This window comes from Pseudomonas sp. ChxA (genome assembly GCF_030263855.1).
GTDB lineage: Bacteria > Pseudomonadota > Gammaproteobacteria > Pseudomonadales > Pseudomonadaceae > Aquipseudomonas > Aquipseudomonas fluorescens_CB.
Window position 1 is genome coordinate 57657 of record NZ_JARPMK010000002.1, and the last position, 23380, is coordinate 81036.

A 23380-nucleotide genomic window follows, 5' to 3' on the forward strand; every position below is an offset into this window, starting at 1 on the left:
GACGCTACCCCCCGCAGGAGCTTTGCCATGGCCTCGCCAGCCCTCTCACACTTTATCCCCCGGTTCGGCGTTGCCGCGGCAGTGGCCAGTGCTTTAAGCCTGGCCGGTTGCCAGCTCCAGAGCACCCAGGACACCCTGCCGCCGGTGGCCGGTGTGCAACCGATCAAAGGCCTGGCACAGAATGTGTCGGTGCGCCGCAATGCCCAAGGCATGCCGCTGATCGAAAGCAACACCTTCCATGACGCGCTGTTCAGCCTCGGTTATGTACACGCCAGCGACCGCATCACGCAGATGGTCACTTTGCGCCTGTTGGCCCAGGGCCGCCTGGCGGAAATGTCCGGTCCGCAAGTGCTGGATGTCGACCGTTTCATGCGTGCGGTCAACCTGAAAAAAAGCGCCGGTGAGCTGTATAACGCTTCGTCGCCGCGCCTCAAGCGCTTCTTTGAGGTGTATGCCCGTGGCGTCAACGCCTACCTGTTCCGCTACCGCGACAAGCTGCCGCCGGACCTGGCCCAGACCGGCTACAAGCCCGAGTACTGGAAGCCGGAAGATTCGGCGCTGCTGTTCTGCCTGCTGAATTTCAGCGAGTCGAGCAACCTGCAGGAAGAACTCTCGTCACTGGTGCTGGCGCAGAAAGTCGGCGCCGACAAGCTCGCCTGGCTGACGCCGAGTGCGCCGGATGAGCCGATTCCGATGGACGAAGCCGACAAGCTCAAGGGCGTGAACCTTGGCCAGATCACCGGCCTTGCCGGGCTTGAAAGCATCGGCCAGCAGTTGAACAGCCTCAACGCACTGGCCGTCACCACCTCCAACAACTGGGCCATCGGCCCGCAACGCAGCCGCAGTGGCAAAAGCCTGCTGGCCAGCGACCTGGCAGCCCAGCCACAAGCGCCGTCGCCGTGGAACTACGTGCAGATCCGTGCGCCGAAATACCAGGCGGTCGGCGTCTCGATTGCCGGTTTGCCGACCCTGCTGTCCGGCTTCAACGGCAAAGTGGCGTGGAGCATGAGCGCGGTCAAAGGCGACACCCAGGACCTGTTCCTGGAGAAGGTCAAACGCCAAGGCAGCGCGTTGTACTACGAGAACAACGGTAAATGGCTACCGGCCGGCGTGCGTAACGAAACCTACTTCGCCAAGGGCCAGAGGCCAATTCGCGAAGTGGTGTACGAAACCCGCCACGGCGCCCTGCTCAACAGCAGCCAGGCACTCACCACCGGGTTCGGCCTGGCCCTGCAAACCGCCGACCTCAAGGACGACAAGAGCCTGGACGCGTTCTTCGACTTGTCCCGCGCCCAAAGCGCCGGCAAGGCCTCGGACGCGACCCGGGAGATCCGCGCCATCGCCCTCAACATGATCTTTGCCGACGCGAGCAGCATTGGCTGGCAAGTCACCGGCCGCTTCCCCAACCGCCGCGAAGGCGAAGGTCTGCTGCCCTCGCCGGGCTGGGACGCGCGCTTTGACTGGGACGGCTACGCCGACGCGATGCTGCACCCTTACGATCAAGACCCGACCCAAGGCTGGATCGGCACGGCCAACCAGCGCACCGCGCCACGCGGTTATGGCATGCAGTTGTCCAACTCCTGGGACGCCCCGGAGCGCAGCGAGCGCCTGGCGCAACTGGCCAACGCCGGCAAGCATGACAGCCGCAGCATGATCGCCATGCAGTACGACCAGACCACCACGTTCGCCGCCAAGCTCAAGACCATGTTCCAGGCGCCGGGCATGGCCCAGCCACTGAAACAGGCAATCGATGCGCTGCCGGCAGCCGAAGCCGTGAAGGCCCGCGAAGCGCTCAGTCGCTTGATGGCCTTTGACGGTCGCCTGGCACCGACCTCCGCCGACGCGGCGATCTATGAGCTGTTCCTGCAGGAAAGCACCAAACAGATCTTCCTCGACGAACTCGGTCCGGAAAACAGCGCCAGCTGGAAAGCCTTTGTCAGCAACGCCAACCTGTCCTATTCCGCCAACGCCGACCACTTACTGGGCCGCGAAGACAGCCCGTTCTGGGACGACGTGCGCACCGCGCAAAAAGAAGACAAACCGGCGATCCTCGCCCGCAGCCTTGCCGCCGCCATCACCGCTGGCGACAGCCAATTGGGTGGCGATCACAAGGCCTGGCAGTGGGGCAAACTGCACACCACCACCTGGAAAAACACCAATGGCCAGGTGATACGCGGCCCGTTTGCCAGTGGCGGCGACCACAATACCCTGAACCCGGCGCCCTACAGCTGGGGGCAGGATTTTGTCACCACCCAAGTGCCGGCGCTGCGCATGATCGTCGACTTCGGCCAAATCGAACCGATGATGGGTCAAGGTGGCATCGGCCAATCCGGCAACCCGGCGAGCCCCAATTATGCGAACGGCATCGATGCGTCGCTCAAGGCGCAATACCTGAGCTTCCCGATGCAGCCGCAGAACTTTGACAAGGTGTATGGGAAAACCCGCTTGACCCTCACACCCGGCAAGTGATGATCGTTCCCACGCTCTGCGTGGGAATGCATCCTGTGACGCTCCGCGTCACGCCATCAAACTGTGGGAGCTGGCTTGCCTGTGATAGCGGTTTGTCGGTGTACATATCCGTTGCAGCGGTAACGGCCTCTATTGGTTCCGCTCTTACAGCGGGTCACTTTTGCAAGGACCGGAATGCCGGCCCAGTCAAAAGTAACCAAAAGGTCCTCGCCCCACCACTCGGCACCTCGCTTAGGCTCGGTGTGCCCTCACTCCGGCTTGAATCCGTGGGCCGCCGCGATGGGCCATCCTTGGCCCAGCGCGGCTAACCCGGCGTCCTGCCGGGTTACCCACGGATTCAAGCCTGCGTTCGGCCATCGTGGTTAACGGGGCGTCTCAGATCAAAAGCAGATCAAGATCAAGATCTACAGCACGGCGGCCTGAAAGCCGACCTGAGTGGTTAGATCAAAAGCTAAAGCGGATTTACATACACTGAAGAGCTGCTTTTCTGTGGGAGCTGGCTTGCCTGCGATGCAGGCACCTCGGTGTATCAGGCACACCGAGTTGATGCCATCGCAGCGGTGCGACGACTCGACAAGCCAGCTCCCACCTTTGACCGAGTATGGCTCTGCTGTTGCTGTTGCTGTTGCTCTGGCCCTTACATCCTTTTCGATGACGAAGTCAGCGGTCTTTTGATCTGCGCTTTTGATCTTGATCTGAAATCGCCCCGTCAAACACGATGGCCGGAATCTGACAGGGATTTGGGGGGTAAACCGGCAGGGATGCCGGTTTAGCCGCGCTGGGCCAAGGATGGCCCATCGCGGCGGCCCCCCAAATCACTGGCGGATTGCGGGCATGCCGAGCCATAGCGAGGCACCGAGTGTTGGGGCGAAGACTTTTTGGTTACTTTTGTGTCTTTACAAAAGTGACCCGCTGTAAGAGCGGAACCAATAGAAGCCGTTACCGCAGCAACGGATATGCCCCCGCCCGCACGCTCGCCCATCCTCCTGGTCAGCCCGTTAAAATTGTGTAGATACCCATGCTGCGATGAAGCCGTGTCAGTCACTGATCAAGTGGCCGATGCACCGCCATCGCAGACACACCGGCACCCACATTTGATCGCCTGCATTTAGATAGAACTTCTCAAGTCCCACTCCCCTCATACCTGATAAGCCCATCGCACCCGGCACGCCCATGGACCTTGTCATCGCCCGCCCCGAAGGCCTCTATTGTACTGCGGGAGATTTCTACATCGACCCTTGGCGCCCGGTGGACCGCGCCGTCATCACCCACGCTCACGGCGACCATGCCCGCACCGGCAACCAGCATTACTTGGCCGCCGCTCCCGGCGAAGGCATCCTGCGTTCGCGACTGGGCCAGGACATCAACCTGCAAACCCTGGCCTACGGCGAAAAACTCGTCCATCACGGCGTCACCCTGAGTTTCCACCCCGCCGGGCATGTACTCGGTTCCGCCCAGGTGCGCCTGGAATACCAAGGCGAAGTCTGGGTAGCCTCCGGCGACTACAAAGTCGAACCCGACGGCACCTGTGCGCCCTTTGAGCCGGTGCGTTGCCACACCTTTATTACTGAATCCACCTTCGGCCTGCCGATTTACCGCTGGCAGCCCCAGGCGCAGATTTTTGCCGGCATCAATGACTGGTGGCAGGCCAATATCGCGGACGGCAAGGCCAGCGTGTTGTTCTGTTACTCCTTTGGCAAAGCCCAGCGCATCCTGCATGGCATCGACGCCAGCATCGGCCCGATCCTCAGCCATGGCGCGGTGGAACCGCTGAACCGCGTATACCGCGAGGCCGGCATCTATATCCCCGAAACCCTGTATGCCGGTGACTTCAAAAAGACTGACCCATTGCTGCGTCAGGCACTGATCATTGCGCCGCCGTCTGCCGGTGGCAGCAGTTGGATCAAGCGCTTCGACGACTACAGCGACGCTTTCGCCAGCGGCTGGATGCGCCTGCGTGGCACGCGACGGCGGCGCGGTGTGGACCGGGGCTTTGTGCTCTCGGACCACGCCGATTGGCCCGGATTGCTGTGGGCCATCGAACAGACCGGCGCCGAACGGGTGATGGTCACCCATGGCTCTGTCGGCGTTTTGGTACGTCATCTGCGCGAAAAGGGCCTGGATGCCCAAGGGTTCACCACCGAATACGGCGATGACGAAGAAGAGGCCACGGCATGAAAGCCTTCGCCGAGCTATACGCCAACCTCGACGCCACCACCTCCAGCAACGCCAAGCTGGCGGCGCTGCAAGCCTACTTTTGCCAGGCACCACCCGAGGATGCAGCCTGGGCGGTGTATTTCCTCTCCGGCGGCCGGCCTCGGCAATTGGTGCCGACCCGTTTACTGCGCGATATGGCCACCGCAGCGTCGGGCATAGAACCTTGGTTATTCGAAGAAAGTTACCAGTCGGTAGGCGACCTGGCCGAGACCATTTCCCTGTTGTTGCCCGAATCCTCCTACACCTCGGAGGACGGGCTGGCGGTGTGGCTGGAAGAAAAGTTGCTGCCGCTGCGGGGTCTGCCGCCGCTGGAATTGGCCGAGCGCCTGCCCGCGTTATGGGCGCAGCTCGATCAGCCGAGCCTGATGGTGTGCATCAAATTGATCACCGGCAGTTTTCGTGTCGGCGTGTCCAAACTGCTGGTGACCCGCGCCCTCGCCGCCATGGCCGAGCTGGACAGCAAACGTGTGGCACAACGGTTGGTGGGCTACACCGACCTGTCCAACCGGCCTACGGCCGAAGGCTACCTCAAGCTGATCGCCGCCGAATCGTCTGACGAGCATGCGCAACGTGGCGGGCAGCCATATCCGTTTTTTCTGGCCCATGGGCTGGCGCAACCGGTGGAGCAGTTCGACACTTTGCTCGGCGCGCCCGCCGACTGGCAGGTGGAATGGAAGTGGGATGGCATTCGCGCGCAACTGGTCAAGCGCGAAGGCCGCCTGTGGGTCTGGTCGCGCGGTGAAGAGTTGGTCACCGAGCGCTTCCCCGAACTGCACAGCTTGGTCAGCGGCCTGCCGGATGGCACGGTGATCGATGGCGAAATTGTCGTGTGGAAAGACGCAGTGCAACCCTTCGCCCTGCTGCAACAACGCATTGGCCGTAAAACCTTGAGCAAAAAAGTCCTTGAGGATGCACCGGTCGCGGTGCTGGCCTATGACCTGCTGGAGCACCAGGGCGACGACTGGCGCAACCACACCCAGGCCGAGCGCCGCGCCCAGCTTGAGCAGGTGATTGCGCAGTGCAACCAGCCCGTACTGTTGCCGTCACCGTTGCTGACGGGGGCGAGTTGGAATGATCTGGCTGAGCAACGCGAAGACTCGCGCCGCCTGGGCGTGGAAGGCATGATGCTAAAAGCCCGCGATGGCCTGTACGGCGTGGGCCGCACCAAGGACATGGGCATCTGGTGGAAATGGAAGGTCGACCCGTTCAGCGTTGATGCCGTATTGATCTACGCCCAGCGTGGCCATGGCCGGCGCGCCAGCCTGTACAGCGACTATACCTTCGCGGTGTGGGACGGCCCGCCCGGCACTGAGCGCACACTGGTGCCATTCGCCAAGGCGTATTCAGGGCTGACCGACGAAGAAATGCGCAAGGTCGACGCCATTGTGCGCAAGACCACGGTGGAGAAGTTCGGCCCGGTCAGTAGCGTGACGCCGAGCATGGTGTTTGAACTGGGGTTTGAGGGGATTGCGCTGTCCAAGCGCCATAAAAGCGGGATTGCGGTGCGGTTTCCCAGGATGTTGCGGTGGCGGCAGGATAAGACAGTGGAAGAAGCCGACAACCTCGGGACCTTGCAGGACTTGTTGACCTGACCCCTTACTGCCATGCCTTACTGCCATGACCCCTTACTGCCAAAGACTGCAGAACCCTGTGGGACCCGACAAGCCAGCTCCCACATTTTTGAATCCGGGCAAGATCCAAAATGGTGCATTGAATTTTCCATGCCCATTTTCGGGCATCTCCTACGCTGAGAACTCCCTTATCCCACCTTTTAAAACACTCATTCGGAACTATGGTGCAGAAATTGCTACTTGTGATCCGTCTGACACCGCTCAGTAACAGTCCTAATCGCGCCACAAGCGCTTATCTTGGTTTTTAGGGATTACATAATGAAAAAAGCATTGCTGACCCTTTCTGCACTGGCTCTGTGCATGGCTGCTGGTACCGCGCTGGCCAAGGAATACAAGGAATTGCGTTTTGGTGTCGATCCTTCCTACGCGCCATTCGAGTCCAAGGCGGCCGACGGCAGCCTGGTAGGCTTCGATATCGACCTGGGCAATGCGATCTGTGCCGAGCTGAAAGTGAAGTGCAAGTGGGTTGAAAGCGACTTCGACGGCATGATTCCAGGCCTGAACGCCAACAAGTTCGACGGCGTGATTTCCTCGATGACCGTGACCGAAGCCCGTGAAAAGGCGATCGATTTCTCCAGCGAGCTGTTCTCCGGCCCGACGTCCCTGGTGTTCAAAAAGGGCGCGAACTTCTCCACGCCTGAGTCCCTCAAGGGCAAAACCGTGGGTTACGAGCAAGGCACCATTCAGGAAGCCTACGCCAAGGCTGTGCTGGACAAAGCCGGTGTGACCACCAAGGCCTACGCCAACCAGGACCAGGTGTATGCCGACCTGACCTCGGGCCGCCTGGACGCTTCCGTGCAGGACATGCTGCAAGCCGAACTGGGCTTTTTGAAGTCGCCGGCCGGCGCTGACTACGAAGTCAGCAAGGCCATCGACGACCCACTGCTGCCATCCAAAACTGCGGTCGGTATCAAAAAAGGTAACAAAGACCTCAAGGCCTTGCTCGATAAAGGTATCAAAGCGTTACACGATGATGGCACCTACGCCACCATCCAGAAGAAACACTTCGGCGACCTGAACCTCTACAGCGGTAAATAACACCCCGGCGCCCACCGGTTTGCGGTGGGCGCTTTTTTATCGCCATTAGGTCCTGAATTCATGTTTGAAGATCTTTTGCAAACCCTGGGGCTGGGTGCCTTCAGTCTGAAGGGGTTCGGCCCGCTGTTGCTGCAAGGTACGTGGATGACCGTGAAACTGTCGGTCGCCTCCCTGGCCGTCAGCGTCCTGCTGGGCCTGCTCGGCGCCAGCGCCAAACTGTCCAGCGTCAGCCTGATCCGCATCCCCGCCCAGCTCTACACCACCTTGATTCGCGGCGTGCCCGACCTGGTGCTGATGCTGCTGATTTTCTACAGCCTGCAAATCTGGCTGACCGGCTTTACCGACTTTATGGAATGGGACTACATCGAGATCGACCCATTCAGCGCCGGGGTCATCACCCTGGGCTTCATCTATGGTGCCTACTTCACCGAGACGTTTCGCGGCGCGATCCTCGCCGTCCCGCGTGGGCAGTTGGAAGCGGCGACCGCCTACGGGCTCACGCGCGGGCAGCGGTTTCGCTTCGTGACCTTCCCGCAGATGATGCGCTTTGCCTTGCCGGGCATTAACAACAACTGGTGCGTGATGCTCAAAGCCACGGCGCTGGTGTCGATCATCGGCCTGGCAGACCTGGTGAAGGCCGCCCAGGATGCGGGCAAGAGCACCTATCAACTGTTTTACTTCCTGGTACTCGCCGCGTTGATCTACCTGCTGATCACCAGCGCGTCCAACGTCGTCCTGCGCTGGCTTGAGCGCCGCTACTCCGCTGGGTCCCGGGAGGCCGTGCGATGATCGAACTTATCCAGCAATACTGGCGGCCTTTCCTTTATAGCGACGGCCAGCACATCACCGGGCTGGCGATGACCATGTGGCTGCTCAGCGCCGCGCTGGTGATCGGCTTTCTGGTCTCGATCCCGTTGTCCATCGCCCGCGTCTCGCGCAAACGCTCCATACGCTGGCCGGTGCAGTTCTACACCTACCTGTTTCGTGGCACGCCGCTGTATATCCAACTGCTGATTTGCTACACCGGCATCTACAGCATCGCCGCCGTGCGCGCGCAGCCGGTGCTGGATGCGTTCTTTCGCGATGCGATGAACTGCACCATTCTGGCCTTCGCCCTTAACACCTGCGCGTACACCACGGAGATTTTCGCCGGTGCGATTCGCAGCATGGCCCACGGCGAAGTCGAAGCGGCCAAGGCTTACGGCCTGAGCGGTTGGAAGCTGTATGCCTACGTGATCATGCCCTCGGCCCTACGCCGCTCGCTGCCCTACTACAGCAACGAAGTGATCCTGATGCTGCACTCGACCACCGTGGCGTTTACCGCGACGGTGCCGGACATTCTCAAGGTAGCGCGGGACGCCAACTCGGCCACCTACATGACCTTTCAATCATTCGGCATCGCCGCGCTGATCTACCTGACCGTGACCTTCGCGCTGGTCGGGCTGTTTCGTCTGGCGGAACGTCGCTGGCTGGCCTTTCTCGGGCCGAGCCACTAAGGAGTCATCATGCGTCATCAGGTACATGATCTGATCGCGCCGGTGCCCGGCACGGCGCGGCAGGTTCACAGTTTCCACTTCGGCCCGGAACAGGCTGAGGGCAAGATCTATATCCAGTCATCACTGCATGCTGATGAGCTACCGGGCATGCTGGTGGCCTGGCACTTGAAGCTGCGCCTGGCGGAGCTGGCGGCGGCCGGGCGCCTGCGCAGTGAGATCGTGCTGGTACCCATCGCCAATCCGGTGGGGCTTGAGCAGGTGTTGATGGACATTCCATTGGGCCGCTACGAGCTGGAAAGCGGGCAGAACTTCAATCGCCTGTTTGTCGATCTCAGTGAGGAAGTCGGCAATCAGGTCGAGGAGTTGCTGGGGGATGATCCCACCCATAACGTCGAATTGATTCGCGACGCCCTGAGCCTGGCCCTCGCGGCGCAAACGCCTGCTACCCAGCTGCAATCCCAGCGCCTGGTGCTGCAAAGTCTGGCCTGCGATGCCGACCTGGTGCTGGACCTGCATTGCGACTTCGAAGCCGTGGCGCACCTGTACACCACGCCCGAGGCCTGGCCGCAGGTGGAACCGCTGGCGCGCTATATCGGCTCGGAGGCCAACTTGTTGGCGACCGACTCCGGCGGGCAGTCGTTCGACGAATGTTTCACCCTGGTGTGGTGGCAGTTGCAACAGCGTTTCGGTGAGCGCTTCCCGATCCCGATGGGCAGTTTTTCGGTGACCGTCGAACTGCGCGGCCAGGGCGACGTCAACCACGGCCTCGCGGCGCTGGATTGCCAGGCGATCATCGATTACCTGACTCACTTCGGTGCCATTACCGGTGACGCGCCGCCCCTGCCCGAGCTGCCTTACCCGGCCACGCCGCTGGCGGGCGTGGAACCGGTGGCCACGCCCGTCGGCGGCTTGCTGGTATTCAGCGCCCTGCCCGGTGAATACCTGGAAGCCGGGCAACTGATCGCCGACATCATCGACCCCATTACTGACCGCGTAACGCCTGTGTACTGCAAACATGCCGGCCTGCTTTACGCCCGTTCGCTGCGGCGCATGGCCACTGCCGGCATGGTGATCAGCCATGTTGCAGGCACGCAAGCCTACCGCAGCGGCTACCTACTTTCGCCTTGAGGATGCACGCCCCATGTACAAATTGACCGTTGAAGGCCTGCATAAAAGCTATGGCGACAATGAAGTGCTCAAAGGTGTTTCGCTCAAGGCCAAGACCGGTGATGTGATCAGCCTGATCGGCGCCAGTGGCTCGGGCAAAAGTACCTTTTTGCGCTGCATCAACTTTCTGGAAACCCCTAACGACGGCGCCATGACCCTCGATGGTCAGCAGATCCGCATGGTCAGCGACCGCCACGGCATGCGCGTGGCCGACGATGCCGAACTGCAACGCCTGCGCACGCGGCTGGCGATGGTGTTCCAGCACTTCAACCTGTGGAGCCATATGAGCGTGCTGGAAAACATCACCATGGCGCCGCGCCGGGTGCTGGGTTGCAGCAAGAAGGACGCCGAAGACCGTGCCCGTCGCTACCTGGATAAGGTCGGGTTGCCGGCGCGTGTGGCCGATCAATACCCGGCGTTCCTTTCCGGTGGCCAACAGCAACGGGTGGCCATCGCCCGCGCCCTGGCCATGGAGCCGGAGGTGATGCTGTTTGACGAACCCACCTCGGCCCTCGACCCGGAACTGGTCGGTGAAGTGTTGAAAGTGATCCAGGGCCTGGCTGAGGAAGGCCGCACCATGATCATGGTCACCCACGAGATGAGCTTTGCGCGCAAGGTGTCGAACCAGGTGCTGTTCCTGCACAAGGGCCTGGTGGAAGAGCAAGGCACCCCCGAGGATGTGTTGGGCAACCCGAAGAGCGAGCGCCTGCAGCAATTTCTGAGCGGTAACTTGAAGTAAACCTTTGCGACGCCTGGAGGGTCTCTGACATAGAGCCTCCAGAGCGTCAGCCGCCGAATGGCAAAACCCCTCGACTTCGCCAAAAAATGGTTTGCCGCCAAAGGCTGGAAACCGTTCGCCTTTCAAAAAGCCGTGTGGACCGCGGTTAAAGACGGCCAGTCAGGCCTGCTGCACGCCAGCACCGGCGCGGGTAAAACCTATGCGCTGTGGTTTGCCGCCCTCAACCGCTTCGCCGTCACTCGCCCGCCTGTCACCGGTAAACGCAAAGCGCCCGCTGAGCCATTGACGGTGCTGTGGATCACACCGATGCGCGCCTTGGCCGCCGACACTGCGCGCGCCCTGCAAGCACCGCTTGAGACGCTGCAGATTCCCTGGAGCGTCGGCCTGCGTACCGGCGACACCAGCAGCAGCGAACGCGCGCGCCAGACCCGACGTCAGCCTACCGCGCTGGTGACCACCCCGGAAAGCCTGACGCTGATGCTCGCGCGCGCCGACAGCGAGACCAGCCTGGCGCACCTGCGCATGGTGATCGTGGATGAGTGGCATGAACTGATCGGCAACAAGCGTGGCGTCCAACTGCAACTGGCGTTGGCGCGCTTGCGGCGTTGGCATCCGGACCTGATGGTGTGGGGGATTTCCGCGACCTTGGGCAATCAGTCCCATGCCCTTGAGGTTCTGGTCCCACAAGGCGGTGGGATCAATGTGCAGGGGCAAACGGCAAAAGAGCTGAAGGTCGACACCTTATTGCCGCCGACCACCGAGCGATTTCCCTGGGCCGGGCATATCGGTTTGAAAATGTTGCCGCAGGTGGTGGCCGAGGTGGACGCCAGCAGCAGTTGCCTGGTGTTTACCAATACGCGCGCACAGTCGGAGATTTGGTACCAGGCGTTGCTGGAGGCGCGCCCGGACTGGGCCGGCGTGATTGCCCTGCACCATGGCTCGCTGTCGCGTGAAACCCGCGACTGGGTGGAGCGGGCCTTGAAAGACGGCCAGCTCAAGGCCGTCGTGTGTACCTCGAGCCTGGACCTGGGTGTGGATTTCCTGCCGGTGGAGCGGGTGCTGCAAATCGGCTCGGCCAAAGGCGTGGCGCGCCTGATGCAACGCGCCGGGCGCTCTGGTCACGCGCCAGGCAGGCCATCACGGGTGACGTTGGTGCCGACCCATAGCCTGGAATTGGTGGAAGCCGCCGCTGCCCAGGACGCGATAACGCAGCGGCGCATCGAGGCTCGCGAATCGCCCTACAAGCCTTTGGATGTGCTCGTACAACACCTGGTGAGCATGGCCCTGGGCGGTGGTTTTACCCCGGATGCACTGTTGACGGAGGTGCGTGATGCCTGGGCTTATCGTGACCTTACTGACGCCGACTGGGCCTGGGCGCTGGGGTTTGTGCGCCATGGCGGCCTGTCGTTGACGGCCTATCCGGATTACCGCCGAGTGGAGCCCGATGAGCATGGCGTGTGGCGCGTGCCGGATGCACGCCTGGCGCGACGCCATCGCATGAGCGTGGGCACTATTGTCAGCGACGCGAGTATCCAGTTGAAATTCTGGAGCAAGGGCGGCGGCGGCAAGACGCTGGGCAGCGTCGAGGAAGGCTTTATCGCCCGGCTCAAACCCGGTGACGGCTTTCTGTTCGCCGGGCGGCTATTGGAGTTGGTGCGAGTGGAGAACATGACGGCGTATGTACGCCGCAGCACCGCTAAAAAGGCCGCCGTGCCGCGTTGGAATGGTGGGCGCATGCCGCTTTCCAATGAGTTGGCCCAGGCGGTGGTCGAGCGTTTCGACGCCGCGGCGCACGGGCACTTCGATGGCCCCGAAATGCGTGCGGTGCAACCGCTGCTGCAGACTCAGTTGCGTTGGTCTGGCCTGCCGACACGTGCGCATTTGCTGGCTGAAACCCTGAAATCGCGCGAAGGCTGGCACCTGTTTCTCTACCCGTTCGCCGGGCGCCAGGTGCATCTGGGGCTGGCGAGCTTGCTGGCGTGGCGGGTCAGCCAAGGCCAGCCGGTGACCTTTTCGATTGCGGTGAATGATTACGGGCTGGAACTGCTGAGCGCTACGCCGGTGGACTGGCCGGTTGTGTTGAATCAAGCGCTGCTGAGCCCGACGAACTTACTGCTGGACGTGGCGGCCAGCTTGAATGCCGGTGAGCTGGCGCTGCGGCGCTTTCGCGAAATCGCACGCATCGCCGGGCTGGTGTTTGCCGGTTACCCCGGCGCGCCGAAAAGCACGCGGCAAGTGCAAGCTTCCAGTGGTTTATTCTTCGAGGTGTTCAAGCAATACGATCCGCAGAACCTTTTGCTGACCCAGGCCGGGGAAGAAGTCCTGCGTGATGAGTTGGATATTCGTCGGTTGGAAGAGACTTTGCGTCATCTGACGGCGCTGAAACTGGACCTGCATGTGATCGAACGGCCGACGCCGCTGGCGTTTCCACTGCTGGTTGAGCGAATGCGCGAGAGCATGAGTTCGGAGAAGCTGTCCGAGCGTATCGCACGCATGGTCAAGGACCTGGAAAAAGTCGCGGATAACGGGAAACGCTGATGCATCATTTGCTGACGCTCGAGGGTGAGGCGTTGTGGCTGCTGGCGGAAAAGGCGATTTACTGGCCCGCCCGTCAGTGCCTGTTGATCGCCGATGCACATTTCGGCAAGGCCTCGGCGTATCGCAGCCTCGGGCAGCCGGTGCCGCAGGGCACCACTAGCGAAAACCTGCAGCGCCTGGACCGCCTGTTGTCGGCCCAGCCGTGCGCGCAGGTGATCTTTCTCGGCGACTTCCTGCACGGCCCGGGCTCACACGCCAGCGGCACCCTCAGCGCCTTGAGAGCCTGGCGCGAGCGCAATCACGCACTGAAACTGACCTTGATTCGCGGCAATCACGATAAACGCGCTGGCGACCCGCCTGCCGACTTGAGGATTGAAGTGGTGGCCGAGCCGCTATTGATGGGGCCGTTCGCGTTGCAGCATGAGCCGGATGCCCACCCCAGCCATCATGTACTGGCCGGGCATGTGCACCCGGTGTACCGGTTACGCGGCAAAGGTCGGCAGAGTTTGCGGCTGCCGTGCTTTCAGATCGGCACGAGGATCAGCTTGCTGCCGGCGTTCGGGGCTTTTACCGGCGGTTACTCCGTAGAGAAAAGCGACGATCGGCGAGTATTTGTGATCGGCGATCAGGACGTATGGCCGGTGTGCTGAACGTACACGGCCTGATAACGAGTCGCCAGTGTGTAGATGTACCCGGTCGAACTGTGGGAGCTGGCTTGCCTGCGATGGTTATAGGCATCTACACAAATATTGGCGTCTGGGGTGGGGGAGTACATGTCCGTTGCTGCGGTCACGGCTGAGTAGGGTTCCGCTCTTACAGCCATCCCTTTCAAGGTCCGTGTTTAAAATCCGTTTAAAACCATGTTCAAGTTTGTTTATTCGACTTGGCAGCCTTAAGTACCCGAGCTGTTGAGAAATGTTTCTGCGCGGCCTTACCTTCCAGCCACTCCTTGGGTTTGGCGACTTTGGGACCGCGAGGGCTTTTCGCGACGGCCTTGGGGTTGATCAACCTCGCCAGGGCCAACAGCCGTTCTGCCAGCCCCTGCGAGGTTTTTTCAAGAGGGAAATTTTCCGCAGGCAATGCGATCTGCATTCCCTGATAATCACTGCGAACATGCACCGCCAAATGGAAAATCGAAACTTCCCAACCCTCTGGCTGCGTTTCTCGGTGCGCCTGCTCAACGCTACGCTTGAGAACCGACAAAACGTTGTAAGCCAGCACCGCCGAGGCAAAGCCCAGTAGAGCTGCTTTGGGACTGCCAAGGCTTTTAATTTCACTTTCCAGCGCCGACTCAAGGCGTTGGAACATCCCTTCAATATTCCAGCGACGACGATATAAATCAGCTATTTGGCAAGCACTGACAGTGTCTGGCAGGTTGCTCCAAAACCACATTACCAAATCACCTGAGTCATTCGCCGTTTGCAGGCTCAACTCAACACGCCGCCAGCGGCGACCACCTTTTACCTCGATGATTTGTTCGCGAACGGCTCCGCTGTCGACGGTTCCTGACTCCTGCCAATCACCTTCTTGCATAAGGCGTGGATGCTTGCTGTGTTGACGAACGATGAACGAAGCCCCGGTGTCTTCGCAGGCTTGCAGGACGGGCAAGGTGCAATAGAGGCGATCAGCCATCCACAGCTGGCCCTTGCTTGCACGGGTCAGCAGCGGCAGAACACTGACTCGCTCGCTGGCGTAGGCGTCTTCCCACGGTTGAAGATCAACGACCAAGTCCAAATCAGGGTCGTAGACCACCACAGAAAACCCCGGACGAGCCGCACCTCGCTCAGTGCGCAAAGGGCCAAGACGCTTTTGCGTGGCTGGCAGGTGATTGCCATCGACAATGCGCAATTGCCAACCGGGCAGAGTCGATGAGTGGCCGAGCGTTTTATTGTGGGCTCTAAACGCTCTGCGCTGCCTGAAATCAGGGCTCGAAGCAACTCGGGTTCGGTTCGTTTGATCTTGTCATAGACTGCGGCGAGGCTGACTGAAAGCCCCTCCATTTTGCGAGCTGCTGCATGTAAGGATGGCCGCAAGCCCAATGAAACCAGGGACATCAGCTCAACAACGGTTGAAAACAAAAGCTCACGTGAATACTGACGTTGGCGGTATTCATCGAACACCTTGTCGACCCACTCAGCAGCTACCGCCTGCTCCAGTACCAGCTTCGTCATGACACTGGCCGGCGCTTGTTTTTCAAACCGCTCTAGAACCTTTTCCCACATCGTTTCGTCATCCTGACTAAAGTATTTGAGGATATTTTAAACCAAGACCTTGAAAGGCATGGCTCTTACAGCGGGTCACTTTTGGCAAACGCCCGGAATGCCGGCCCAGCCAAAAGTAACCAAAAGGTCTGTGCCCCACCACTCGGCACCTCGCTAAGGCTCGGTGTGCCCTCACTCCGGCCATCGTGGTTAACGGGGCGCCTCAGATCAAAAGCAGATCAAGATCAAAATCTACAGCACGGCGGCCTGAAAGCCGACCTGAGTGGTTAGATCAAAAGCTAAAGCGGATTTGCATACGCCGAAGAGCTGCTTTTCTGTGGGAGCTGGCTTGCCTGCGATGCAGGCACCTCGGTGTATCAGGCACACCGAGTTGATGCCATCGCAGGCAAGCCAGCTCCCACCTTTGACCGAGTATGGCTCTGCTGTTGCTGTTGCTGTTGCTGTTGCTATTGCTCTGGCCCTTACATCCTTTTCGCTGGCGAAGTCAGCGGTCTTTTGATCTGCGCTTTTGATCTTGATCTGAAATCGCCCCGTTAAACACGATGGCCGCAATTCGACAGTGATTTGGGGGGTAAACCGGCAGGGATGCCGGTTTAGCCGCGCTGGGCCAAGGATGGCCCATCGCGGCGGCCCCCCAAATCACTGGCGGATTGCGGGCATGCCGAGCCTAAGCGAGGCACCGAGTGTTGGGGCGAAGACTTTTTGGTTACTTTTGTGTCTTTACAAAAGTGACCCGCTGTAAAAGCGGAACCCTGCTCAGCCGTGACCGCAGCAACGGATATGTACCCCGACCAATCAGCCTCAAGGCCACCTCAACGTTAACCTTGTATAGATACCCATGCTGCAATGCGGCCATCTCGGTGCATCAATGGTAGTGAGGTGATGCCATCGCAGCGGTGCGACGACTCAACAAGCCAGCACCCACAGGAACTCACGCCTAGGCGTCGACTGCCACGCCGCTCCGCTGGTCTTCTGAGCACTTTAAATCAGGCGACAGGCGCGGGAGGCGGCTCATCGGGAAGGACTGGCTCACCGGGCTCGGTGGGCTGCTGCGGCCAATCTTCGTCAGGTTGACCAGGGATGCCGCCCGCATACGCTGGGTCGGCCATCAGGGACCAGGCCAGAACACCAATCTGGTTGGGTTCAAGCCGGGCGAGTTCGGCGCTGATTCGCGGGTCGATCTTCATAAAGTACTCCTCAAGCGTGGCTCGGCGCGTTTTGCACGCGCCGAGGCAGTACACCCAATAGAGTCACTTCACGCAGACTAATTCCCTTTGCGTGTAAGACCTTTCGATCAAGCGCGTGGGAGAGTGACGCCGCGCTGGCCCTGATACTTGCCGGCGCGGTCTTTATAGGACACTTCACAGGCTTCGTCGGACTGCAGGAACAGCATCTGCGCCACGCCTTCGTTGGCGTAGATCTTGGCCGGCAAAGTGGTGGTGTTGGAGAACTCCAGGGTCACGTGGCCTTCCCACTCAGGCTCAAGTGGCGTCACGTTAACGATGATGCCGCAGCGCGCGTAGGTGCTTTTACCCAGGCAGATGGTCAGCACGTCACGGGGAATCCGGAAGAATTCCACGGTGCGCGCCAGGGCAAAGGAGTTTGGCGGAATGATGCACACGTCGCTCTTGACGTCGACGAAGCTCTTTTCGTCGAAGTTTTTCGGGTCGACGATCGCCGAGTTGATGTTGGTGAACACCTTGAATTCATCGGCGCAGCGCACGTCGTAGCCGTAGCTGGAAACACCGTAGGAAATCACGGGGGCCGCGCCTTCGCCACGGATCTGGCGCTCAACGAAGGGTTCGATCATGCCGTGTTCTTGCGCCATGCGGCGAATCCACTTGTCCGATTTGATGCTCATGGCGGGTGTCCTGAATAGCGAGGTGGAAAAATTCTGTTGGGCATCTTACCGGGGCCGGCTCTGGGGTTCAAAGGGCGCGGGGGATTTGTTGATGAATGTGCCGCCGTCCATAAGCGGCAGCCAGCGGGGCCGGGACCGACGTTGCTGTGCCCGGTGACTGTAAATACCACCGCCAGTCACGAAAATAGAGAAACCTTCGGAAATACCATTGGCACGTCCCGGAAAAAGGGTTAAGGTGGCGCCACTGTGCTGCTTGTGTCACTGAGAATCTCTACACGATATGTTGAATTTCGATCCAACCATCTCCAAGAATTTTTCCTGCTCTTTGCACTCAGTCTCGGCCAGGGCTTTTCCTGAGTCGCAGTTAACTTTGTCCAAGGAGATACACCATGTCTAATCGCCAAACTGGTACCGTTAAGTGGTTCAACGATGAAAAAGGCTTCGGCTTCATCACTCCACAATCCGGTGACGACCTGTTCGTTCACTTCAAAGCTATCCAATCCGACGGCTTCAAAAGCCTGAAAGAAGGCCAACAGGTTTCTTTCATCGCTACCCGCGGTCAGAAAGGCATGCAAGCTGAAGAAGTTCAAGTTATCTAACTTGTACTGACTTAGTCGAAAAAACCCCGCCCTTAAAAGCGGGGTTTTTTTATGCCTGATCTGATCGTCTGATCGTTCCCACGCTCTGCGTGGGAATGCAGCCCGGGACGCTCCGCGCCCCCCAGCGTGACGCGGAGCGTCACAAGAGGCATTCCCACGCAGAGCGTGGGAACGATCAGGTCGGGCAAAAAAATGTGGGAGCAGGCTTTATGTAGGAACTGGCTTGCCAGCATCCACATAAAGTCTGCTCCCACATTTTGTTCAGCGTCGCTTATTGGAACAACGACTCACTCGACAAGCCGTTCTTCTCGAGGATCTCACGCAAGCGCTTGAGGCCCTCTACCTGGATTTGCCGCACCCGCTCACGGGTCAGGCCGATCTCCAGGCCTACATCCTCCAGGGTGCTGCTCTCATGGCCGCGCAGGCCGAAGCGGCGAATCACCACCTCACGCTGCTTGTCCGTGAGCTCCGACAACCACTGGTCAATGCTTTGGGAAAGATCATCGTCCTGCAACAGCTCACAAGGATCTGTCGGGCGATCATCCGTCAGGGTGTCCAGCAGGGTTTTATCCGAATCCGGACCCAGCGAGACATCGACCGAAGATACTCGCTCATTCAAGCCGAGCATGCGCTTAACCTCTCCCACTGGCTTTTCCAGCAGGTTGGCGATTTCTTCAGGCGAGGGTTCATGATCGAGTTTTTGTGTCAGCTCACGCGCTGCCCGCAGGTAGACGTTGAGCTCCTTGACCACATGGATCGGCAACCGGATCGTGCGGGTCTGATTCATGATCGCCCGTTCGATGGTCTGACGAATCCACCAGGTAGCATAGGTAGAGAAGCGGAAGCCCCGCTCAGGGTCGAACTTCTCCACTGCCCGGATCAAGCCCAGGTTGCCCTCCTCAATCAAGTCCAACAGCGACAGACCACGATTGACGTAGCGGCGGGCGATTTTCACCACCAGTCGCAGGTTGCTTTCAATCATGCGCTTGCGCCCAGCCGGATCGCCCTTTTGCGACAAACGCGCAAAATGGACTTCCTCTTCGGGAGTCAGCAAAGGGGAAAAGCCGATTTCATTGAGATACAGCTGCGTGGCGTCGAGCGCCCGCGTGTAGTCAATGTACTTGTGTTGCTTCAACGCGGTGGAGTTCTTGGATTTGGTGCGAACTGAAGGAGTTGGAGACCCTTCATCATTCGACATCGATTCCTTTTCGGTGAGTATCTCCATTTCAAGGAGAACCTCATCGTCGATGTCAAACTCCGGCGCTTCTTTACTGAGAGCCATTGTTATAGTCCTTTGGTGAGTTCGACCTCAAGCTCAAGCGACGCCTCTATCCTTGGCAACGCTGGAGCCTGTTCCTTCTACGTGAGGGAACAGGCTGTGCAACACATCAACGACGGGGTAGGAATTGCAGCGGATCTACAGGTTTCCCTTGGCGGCGAATCTCAAAGTGCAGTTTCACCCGGTCTGTACCAGTTGACCCCATTTCGGCAATTGTCTGTCCGACTTTGACCTGCTGCCCCTCCCGAACCAACAGCCTGCGGTTATGACCGTAGGCACTGACGTAGGTATCGCTGTGTTTGATGATGACCAGCTCGCCGTAGCCCCGTAAACCACTCCCGGCGTAAACCACTGTCCCATCAGACGCAGCTAAAACAGGCTGTCCCAAATCCCCGGCGATATCAATGCCTTTATTCAAACTACCGTTTGAAGAGAATTTTCCAATCAACACCCCGTTTGAAGGCCATCCCCAACCGGTCGGAGCCGGCCCGGCAGGTGGCAACGGCGTGGCTGCCGGTTTGCTCGCAACCGTAGGCGCGGCGGTGCCTGCAGGCCGGGTGATGATCGTGGTTTTGCTTGAAGACGAGGCCGAAGAACCGGATTTTGTCACAACTGCCGTAGGCGCCGAACCGGTTCGCCCATCGAAACGGATGGTTTGCCCCGGATGTATCGTATATGGCACAGGAATATTGTTACGAGCTGCGAGCGCCTTGTAATCCCAGCCGTAACGGAAGGCGATCGAGAACATCGTGTCCCCCTTTCGCACGACATATTGCCCGGTGGTGACCGTCGGTTTTTGCGGCACGGTGCTGGCACCGTTTCGGTCGACAACCCGAGCGCCACTGGACGGAGAGCTTGAGCAACCCACCAATAAGGAACTCAAGACAAGGCCAAGCACCAGTCGCTGAAAACTTGTTTTACTCATACGCTGCGCAAGACCTGTGAGACTCACCCGCCGCTCCCTTTGTGCTGGCCGAACATGAATGCCTGTATCAGGCTTGAAATATGTCGCAAGTATAACTGGGCATTGGCTTTTTACCGGCACACGACTGAAACGAAAAATTCATCATGTTTAAACCCGGCTTCCAATCATGTTGACTCAACTAGCCCCGCCGTAAGACACATCCCCCTCAACAGAATTCACTGTTTGCGAAGAAATGATCAGGCCAGCGGGCCATTGAGCAGCGGAACGAAGCGCACGGCACCCAGTACATGCCGGGAAAAACCTTCGTCCTCACGGATAATGAGCATCAATTGTTGCACTTCGCCAGAGCCCACCGGGATGACCAGGCGCCCGCCAGGGGCGAGCTGATCGAGTAACGCCTGGGGCACATCGGTGGCGACGGCCGTGACGATGATGCCGTTATACGGCGCCAGCGCCGGCCAGCCTTCCCAACCGTCGCCCCAACGGAACACCACGTTGCGCAGGTTGAGCTCTACCAGGCGTTCCTTGGCGCGGTCCTGCAGGACCTTGATGCGCTCCACCGAGAACACCCGCTCCACCAGCTGCGAGAGTACGGCGGTCTGGTAACCCGAACCGGTGCCGATCTCCAGCACCTTATCCAACGGCCCCGCCGCCAGCAGCAGCTCGCTCATGCGCGCAACCATATAAGGCTGCGAGATGGTCTGGTTATGGCCGATTGGCAACGCCGTGTCTTCGTAGGCACGATGCGCCAGCGCCTCATCCACGAACAGGTGCCGAGGCGTGCGCCGGATGACTTCCAGCACTTGGGCGTTGGACAGGCCTTCTTCATACAGACGCTGGATCAAACGCTCGCGGGTACGCTGGGAGGTCATCCCGATACCACGACGCAACAGGTCGTCTTGTTCACGCGCCATTAACGCAGCCCCTCAAGCCAGCCATCCAGACTACTGAAGGCATCACTGAAGGTGCGATCGAGCTGCAACGGGGTAATCGAAACATAGCCTTGCATCACCGCATGAAAGTCGGTGCCGGGGCCGCCGTCTTCGGCATCGCCGGCGGCAGCAATCCAGTAACCTTCCTTGCCACGCGGGTCGACCACCTTCAACGGCGCTGCCGCACGGGCGCGATGGCCCAGGCGGGTCAGCTGAATGCCGCGGATATGGTCGAGGGGCAAATTGGGAATATTGACGTTGAGCACCGTGCGCGGAGGCAAGTCCAGTGAGCCGTGGGCTTCCACCAGCTTGCGGGCGAAATACGCCGCCGTCGCCAGGTTATCCAGTTGCCGTGAGGCAAACGAAAAAGCGAACGAGGTGCGCCCCAGGAAACGCCCTTCAAGGGCCGCTGCCACCGTACCGGAATACAGCACATCATCGCCCAGGTTGGCGCCGAGGTTGATGCCCGACACCACCAGATCCGGCTCCTGGTCCAACAAGCTGTTGATTGCCAGGTGCACGCAGTCGGTGGGGGTGCCGTTCACACTGATAAAGCCATTGGCCAGAACCTGCGGGTGCAGCGGACGGTCGAGCGTCAGCGAACTGCTGGCGCCGCTCTTGTCCTGGTCCGGGGCAACCACCACGCACTCGGCGTAATCCTGCAGCGCAGCATAAAGCGCGGCAAGGCCGGGTGCGGTGGCACCGTCATCGTTTGATATCAGAATACGCATGGGTTGTCCGTCGGCCCCACCGGCACCAGATCAACAAGCTCGCGCACCAACACAGTGGCGAAGCATCCGGCCGGCAGGACGAATTCCAATTGCAGAATGTCAGGACCGGGATAATGCCACGTCAACCCGCCAATGGGCAGTCGCAGAATGCGACGTTCCTGGCTCATGCCGGCTTTCACCAGCCAATCGCGCAGCTCTGGCTCGCTGGCGGCAATGCTTTGCTCAAGCGTGTGGGTCGCGCCGCTGGCCGGTGAATCGCCCTCGCCCCACTGTGGGCCGGTGGGGTGCAGGTCCAGAATCGCCAGGCGCGGGTCGCTGCATTCAGCCTCACCCGCGGGAAAAAAACTGCGACTGTCGGTAAACGCCAGCAGGTCACCGACCTGGGCACGCTGCCAGGAACCGTCCGCGACCCGCGCCGCCAAAACCTTGTTAAACAGAAAGCTGCGCGCGGTCGACAGCAGCCGCGAACGCACATTGCGCTGCTCCGGCAACGCCTTGCGCGCCGCCCAATCGCGGGCATCCACGACGTTGCCTCCGTTATGCCCGAAACGCTGGGCACCGAAGTAGTTCGGGATGCCGTGCTGGGCGATCAATTGCAAGCGCGCGTTGATGGCGGCGGTGTCTGCCGCCAACTGCGTCAGGCGCAGGGTAAAGCCGTTGGCCGAATGCGCGCCGCGTTGCAGCTTGCGCTTGTGGCGGCCCATTTTGAGGATCTTGAGGGTGTCGTTTTCGGCACCGCTCATGTCCGGGTCGGCCTTGCCTGGCAGTTGCACGCTGAACCACTGACGCGTCAACGCCTGACGGTCCTTGAGCCCGGCGTAGCTGACGGTGCGCAACGGCACGCCGGCAGCCTTGGCGATACGGCGTGCGGCCTCTTCGGTATTGAGGCCGCGCTTTTCGACCCACAGCCACAGGTGCTCACCGTCGCCGCTGAGCGGGATATCCAGCACTTCGTCGACCTGGAAATCTTCAGCCGTCGCTTTCAACACCGCGCTGCCCAAGGCCTCGCCATAGGCACGCGGGCCTAGCAATTGCAGATCATTCATGCGCGCAGCAACAAGGCGACGGAGTGCACCGCGATGCCCTCTTCCCGGCCAGTAAACCCAAGCTTTTCGGTGGTGGTGGCTTTCACGTTGACTTGATCCAATTCAATTTGCAGGTCGGCGGCAATCAACGCGCGCATCGACTCGATGTGGGGCGCCATTTTCGGCGCCTGGGCCACGATGGTGTTGTCGACGTTGCCGACCTTCCAGCCCTTGGCGTGGATCAGGCCGACCACATGGCGCAGCAAGACACGGCTGTCCGCGCCCTTGAAGGTCGGGTCGGTGTCTGGAAAGTGCTTGCCGATATCGCCCAACGCGGCCGCGCCGAGCAAGGCATCGCTCAAGGCATGCAGCACTACGTCGCCGTCGGAATGAGCCAGCAACCCATGGTGGTGTGCGATGCGCACGCCGCCCAGAGTGATGAAATCGCCTTCAGCGAAACGGTGCACATCATAGCCGTGGCCAATACGCATAAAAAAACGCCCCGATTTAA

At 60.0% G+C, this 23380-nt stretch carries 19 protein-coding genes and 1 pseudogene; 11 read left to right on the forward strand and 9 right to left on the reverse strand.

What is annotated here, in order from left to right; genetic code table 11:
• Positions 1-27: 27 nt before the first annotated feature.
• The 10 genes from P5706_RS25945 to pdeM all read left to right on the forward strand — a co-directional run bounded on the left by P5706_RS25945 (position 28) and on the right by pdeM (position 13945).
• A complete protein-coding gene (locus tag P5706_RS25945; protein ID WP_285682932.1) occupies positions 28-2469 on the forward strand; it encodes a penicillin acylase family protein in 2442 nt (813 codons plus the stop codon).
• A 1173-nt stretch (positions 2470-3642) separates the two neighbouring features.
• Entirely contained in the window at positions 3643-4647 is a 1005-nt protein-coding gene (locus P5706_RS25950; RefSeq protein WP_285682934.1) for a ligase-associated DNA damage response exonuclease, read from the forward strand.
• Entirely contained in the window at positions 4644-6278 is a 1635-nt protein-coding gene (locus P5706_RS25955; protein ID WP_200434779.1) for an ATP-dependent DNA ligase, read from the forward strand. The genes P5706_RS25950 and P5706_RS25955 overlap by 4 nt, the downstream gene beginning before the upstream one ends.
• 297 nt (positions 6279-6575) lie before the next feature.
• Complete coding sequence (locus P5706_RS25960) at positions 6576-7355, forward strand: transporter substrate-binding domain-containing protein (protein WP_200434780.1); 780 nt, start codon at positions 6576-6578, stop codon at positions 7353-7355.
• Positions 7356-7415: 60 nt separating this feature from the next.
• Complete coding sequence (locus P5706_RS25965; protein WP_138816435.1) at positions 7416-8144, forward strand: ABC transporter permease; 729 nt, start codon at positions 7416-7418, stop codon at positions 8142-8144.
• The gene (locus P5706_RS25970; RefSeq protein WP_017137171.1) at positions 8141-8851 is read left to right on the forward strand and encodes an ABC transporter permease; all 711 of its coding nucleotides are present in this window, start codon (positions 8141-8143) and stop codon (positions 8849-8851) included. Before P5706_RS25965 ends, P5706_RS25970 begins: the two co-directional genes overlap by 4 nt.
• A gap of 9 nt (positions 8852-8860) precedes the next feature.
• A complete protein-coding gene (locus P5706_RS25975) occupies positions 8861-9979 on the forward strand; it encodes a succinylglutamate desuccinylase/aspartoacylase family protein (protein WP_285682939.1) in 1119 nt (372 codons plus the stop codon).
• Between the two features lie 13 nt (positions 9980-9992).
• Positions 9993-10757 (forward strand): ABC transporter ATP-binding protein, encoded by a 765-nt coding sequence (locus tag P5706_RS25980; protein ID WP_056857517.1) that lies wholly within the window; start codon positions 9993-9995, stop codon positions 10755-10757.
• Between the two features lie 57 nt (positions 10758-10814).
• A complete protein-coding gene (locus P5706_RS25985; protein ID WP_200434782.1) occupies positions 10815-13295 on the forward strand; it encodes a ligase-associated DNA damage response DEXH box helicase in 2481 nt (826 codons plus the stop codon).
• Positions 13295-13945, forward strand: coding sequence for a ligase-associated DNA damage response endonuclease PdeM (gene pdeM, locus P5706_RS25990; protein WP_285682942.1), 651 nt, complete (start codon positions 13295-13297; stop codon positions 13943-13945). Before P5706_RS25985 ends, pdeM begins: the two co-directional genes overlap by 1 nt.
• Positions 13946-14159: 214 nt before the next feature.
• Here the strand turns inward: pdeM and P5706_RS25995 are convergent.
• The 3 genes and pseudogenes from P5706_RS25995 to dcd form a co-directional block, all read right to left on the reverse strand.
• Positions 14160-15466, reverse strand: a pseudogene (locus tag P5706_RS25995) (IS4 family transposase).
• Positions 15467-16503: 1037 nt separating this feature from the next.
• On the reverse strand, positions 16504-16704 hold the full coding sequence (locus P5706_RS26000; protein WP_017137167.1) for a hypothetical protein: 201 nt from the start codon (positions 16702-16704) through the stop codon (positions 16504-16506).
• Positions 16705-16811: 107 nt separating this feature from the next.
• Positions 16812-17378: a dCTP deaminase gene (dcd, locus tag P5706_RS26005; protein WP_017137166.1), complete on the reverse strand. Its 567-nt coding sequence runs from the start codon at positions 17376-17378 to the stop codon at positions 16812-16814.
• Positions 17379-17767: 389 nt separating this feature from the next.
• On the opposite strand from dcd, the gene P5706_RS26010 reads away from it, so the two are divergent.
• Entirely contained in the window at positions 17768-17977 is a 210-nt protein-coding gene (locus P5706_RS26010; RefSeq protein ID WP_002554837.1) for a cold-shock protein, read from the forward strand.
• A 271-nt stretch (positions 17978-18248) separates the two neighbouring features.
• On the opposite strand, the gene rpoS is transcribed toward P5706_RS26010, so the two are convergent.
• The 6 genes from rpoS to ispF form a co-directional block, all read right to left on the reverse strand.
• Positions 18249-19259: an RNA polymerase sigma factor RpoS gene (gene rpoS / locus P5706_RS26015; RefSeq protein WP_056857520.1), complete on the reverse strand. Its 1011-nt coding sequence runs from the start codon at positions 19257-19259 to the stop codon at positions 18249-18251.
• Positions 19260-19365: 106 nt separating this feature from the next.
• On the reverse strand, positions 19366-20208 hold the full coding sequence (locus P5706_RS26020; protein WP_200433305.1) for a peptidoglycan DD-metalloendopeptidase family protein: 843 nt from the start codon (positions 20206-20208) through the stop codon (positions 19366-19368).
• 209 nt (positions 20209-20417) lie between these two features.
• The gene (locus tag P5706_RS26025) at positions 20418-21053 is read right to left on the reverse strand and encodes a protein-L-isoaspartate(D-aspartate) O-methyltransferase (RefSeq protein WP_169850588.1); all 636 of its coding nucleotides are present in this window, start codon (positions 21051-21053) and stop codon (positions 20418-20420) included.
• Between the two features lie 41 nt (positions 21054-21094).
• The gene (gene surE / locus P5706_RS26030; RefSeq protein WP_017137163.1) at positions 21095-21844 is read right to left on the reverse strand and encodes a 5'/3'-nucleotidase SurE; all 750 of its coding nucleotides are present in this window, start codon (positions 21842-21844) and stop codon (positions 21095-21097) included.
• Positions 21832-22890, reverse strand: a complete 1059-nt coding sequence (gene truD / locus P5706_RS26035; RefSeq protein ID WP_285682945.1) for a tRNA pseudouridine(13) synthase TruD — start codon at positions 22888-22890, stop codon at positions 21832-21834. Before truD ends, surE begins: the two co-directional genes overlap by 13 nt.
• On the reverse strand, positions 22887-23360 hold the full coding sequence (gene ispF, locus P5706_RS26040) for a 2-C-methyl-D-erythritol 2,4-cyclodiphosphate synthase (RefSeq protein ID WP_012722614.1): 474 nt from the start codon (positions 23358-23360) through the stop codon (positions 22887-22889). The genes truD and ispF overlap by 4 nt, the downstream gene beginning before the upstream one ends.
• Positions 23361-23380: the final 20 nt, after the last annotated feature.

Coding starts and splice junctions, on each gene's coding strand:
- P5706_RS25975 (WP_285682939.1), top strand. CDS start 8,861: ATGCGTCATCAGGTACATGATCTGATCGCGCCGGTGCCCGGCACGGCG.
- P5706_RS25965 (WP_138816435.1), top strand. CDS start 7,416: ATGTTTGAAGATCTTTTGCAAACCCTGGGGCTGGGTGCCTTCAGTCTG.
- P5706_RS25980 (WP_056857517.1), top strand. CDS start 9,993: ATGTACAAATTGACCGTTGAAGGCCTGCATAAAAGCTATGGCGACAAT.
- P5706_RS25985 (WP_200434782.1), top strand. CDS start 10,815: ATGGCAAAACCCCTCGACTTCGCCAAAAAATGGTTTGCCGCCAAAGGC.
- P5706_RS25960 (WP_200434780.1), top strand. CDS start 6,576: ATGAAAAAAGCATTGCTGACCCTTTCTGCACTGGCTCTGTGCATGGCT.
- truD (WP_285682945.1), bottom strand. CDS start 22,890: ATGAATGATCTGCAATTGCTAGGCCCGCGTGCCTATGGCGAGGCCTTG.
- P5706_RS26010 (WP_002554837.1), top strand. CDS start 17,768: ATGTCTAATCGCCAAACTGGTACCGTTAAGTGGTTCAACGATGAAAAA.
- P5706_RS25950 (WP_285682934.1), top strand. CDS start 3,643: ATGGACCTTGTCATCGCCCGCCCCGAAGGCCTCTATTGTACTGCGGGA.
- surE (WP_017137163.1), bottom strand. CDS start 21,844: ATGCGTATTCTGATATCAAACGATGACGGTGCCACCGCACCCGGCCTT.
- P5706_RS25970 (WP_017137171.1), top strand. CDS start 8,141: ATGATCGAACTTATCCAGCAATACTGGCGGCCTTTCCTTTATAGCGAC.
- P5706_RS26025 (WP_169850588.1), bottom strand. CDS start 21,053: ATGACCTCCCAGCGTACCCGCGAGCGTTTGATCCAGCGTCTGTATGAA.
- P5706_RS26000 (WP_017137167.1), bottom strand. CDS start 16,704: ATGAAGATCGACCCGCGAATCAGCGCCGAACTCGCCCGGCTTGAACCC.
- dcd (WP_017137166.1), bottom strand. CDS start 17,378: ATGAGCATCAAATCGGACAAGTGGATTCGCCGCATGGCGCAAGAACAC.
- P5706_RS25945 (WP_285682932.1), top strand. CDS start 28: ATGGCCTCGCCAGCCCTCTCACACTTTATCCCCCGGTTCGGCGTTGCC.
- ispF (WP_012722614.1), bottom strand. CDS start 23,360: ATGCGTATTGGCCACGGCTATGATGTGCACCGTTTCGCTGAAGGCGAT.
- P5706_RS25955 (WP_200434779.1), top strand. CDS start 4,644: ATGAAAGCCTTCGCCGAGCTATACGCCAACCTCGACGCCACCACCTCC.
- pdeM (WP_285682942.1), top strand. CDS start 13,295: ATGCATCATTTGCTGACGCTCGAGGGTGAGGCGTTGTGGCTGCTGGCG.
- rpoS (WP_056857520.1), bottom strand. CDS start 19,259: ATGGCTCTCAGTAAAGAAGCGCCGGAGTTTGACATCGACGATGAGGTT.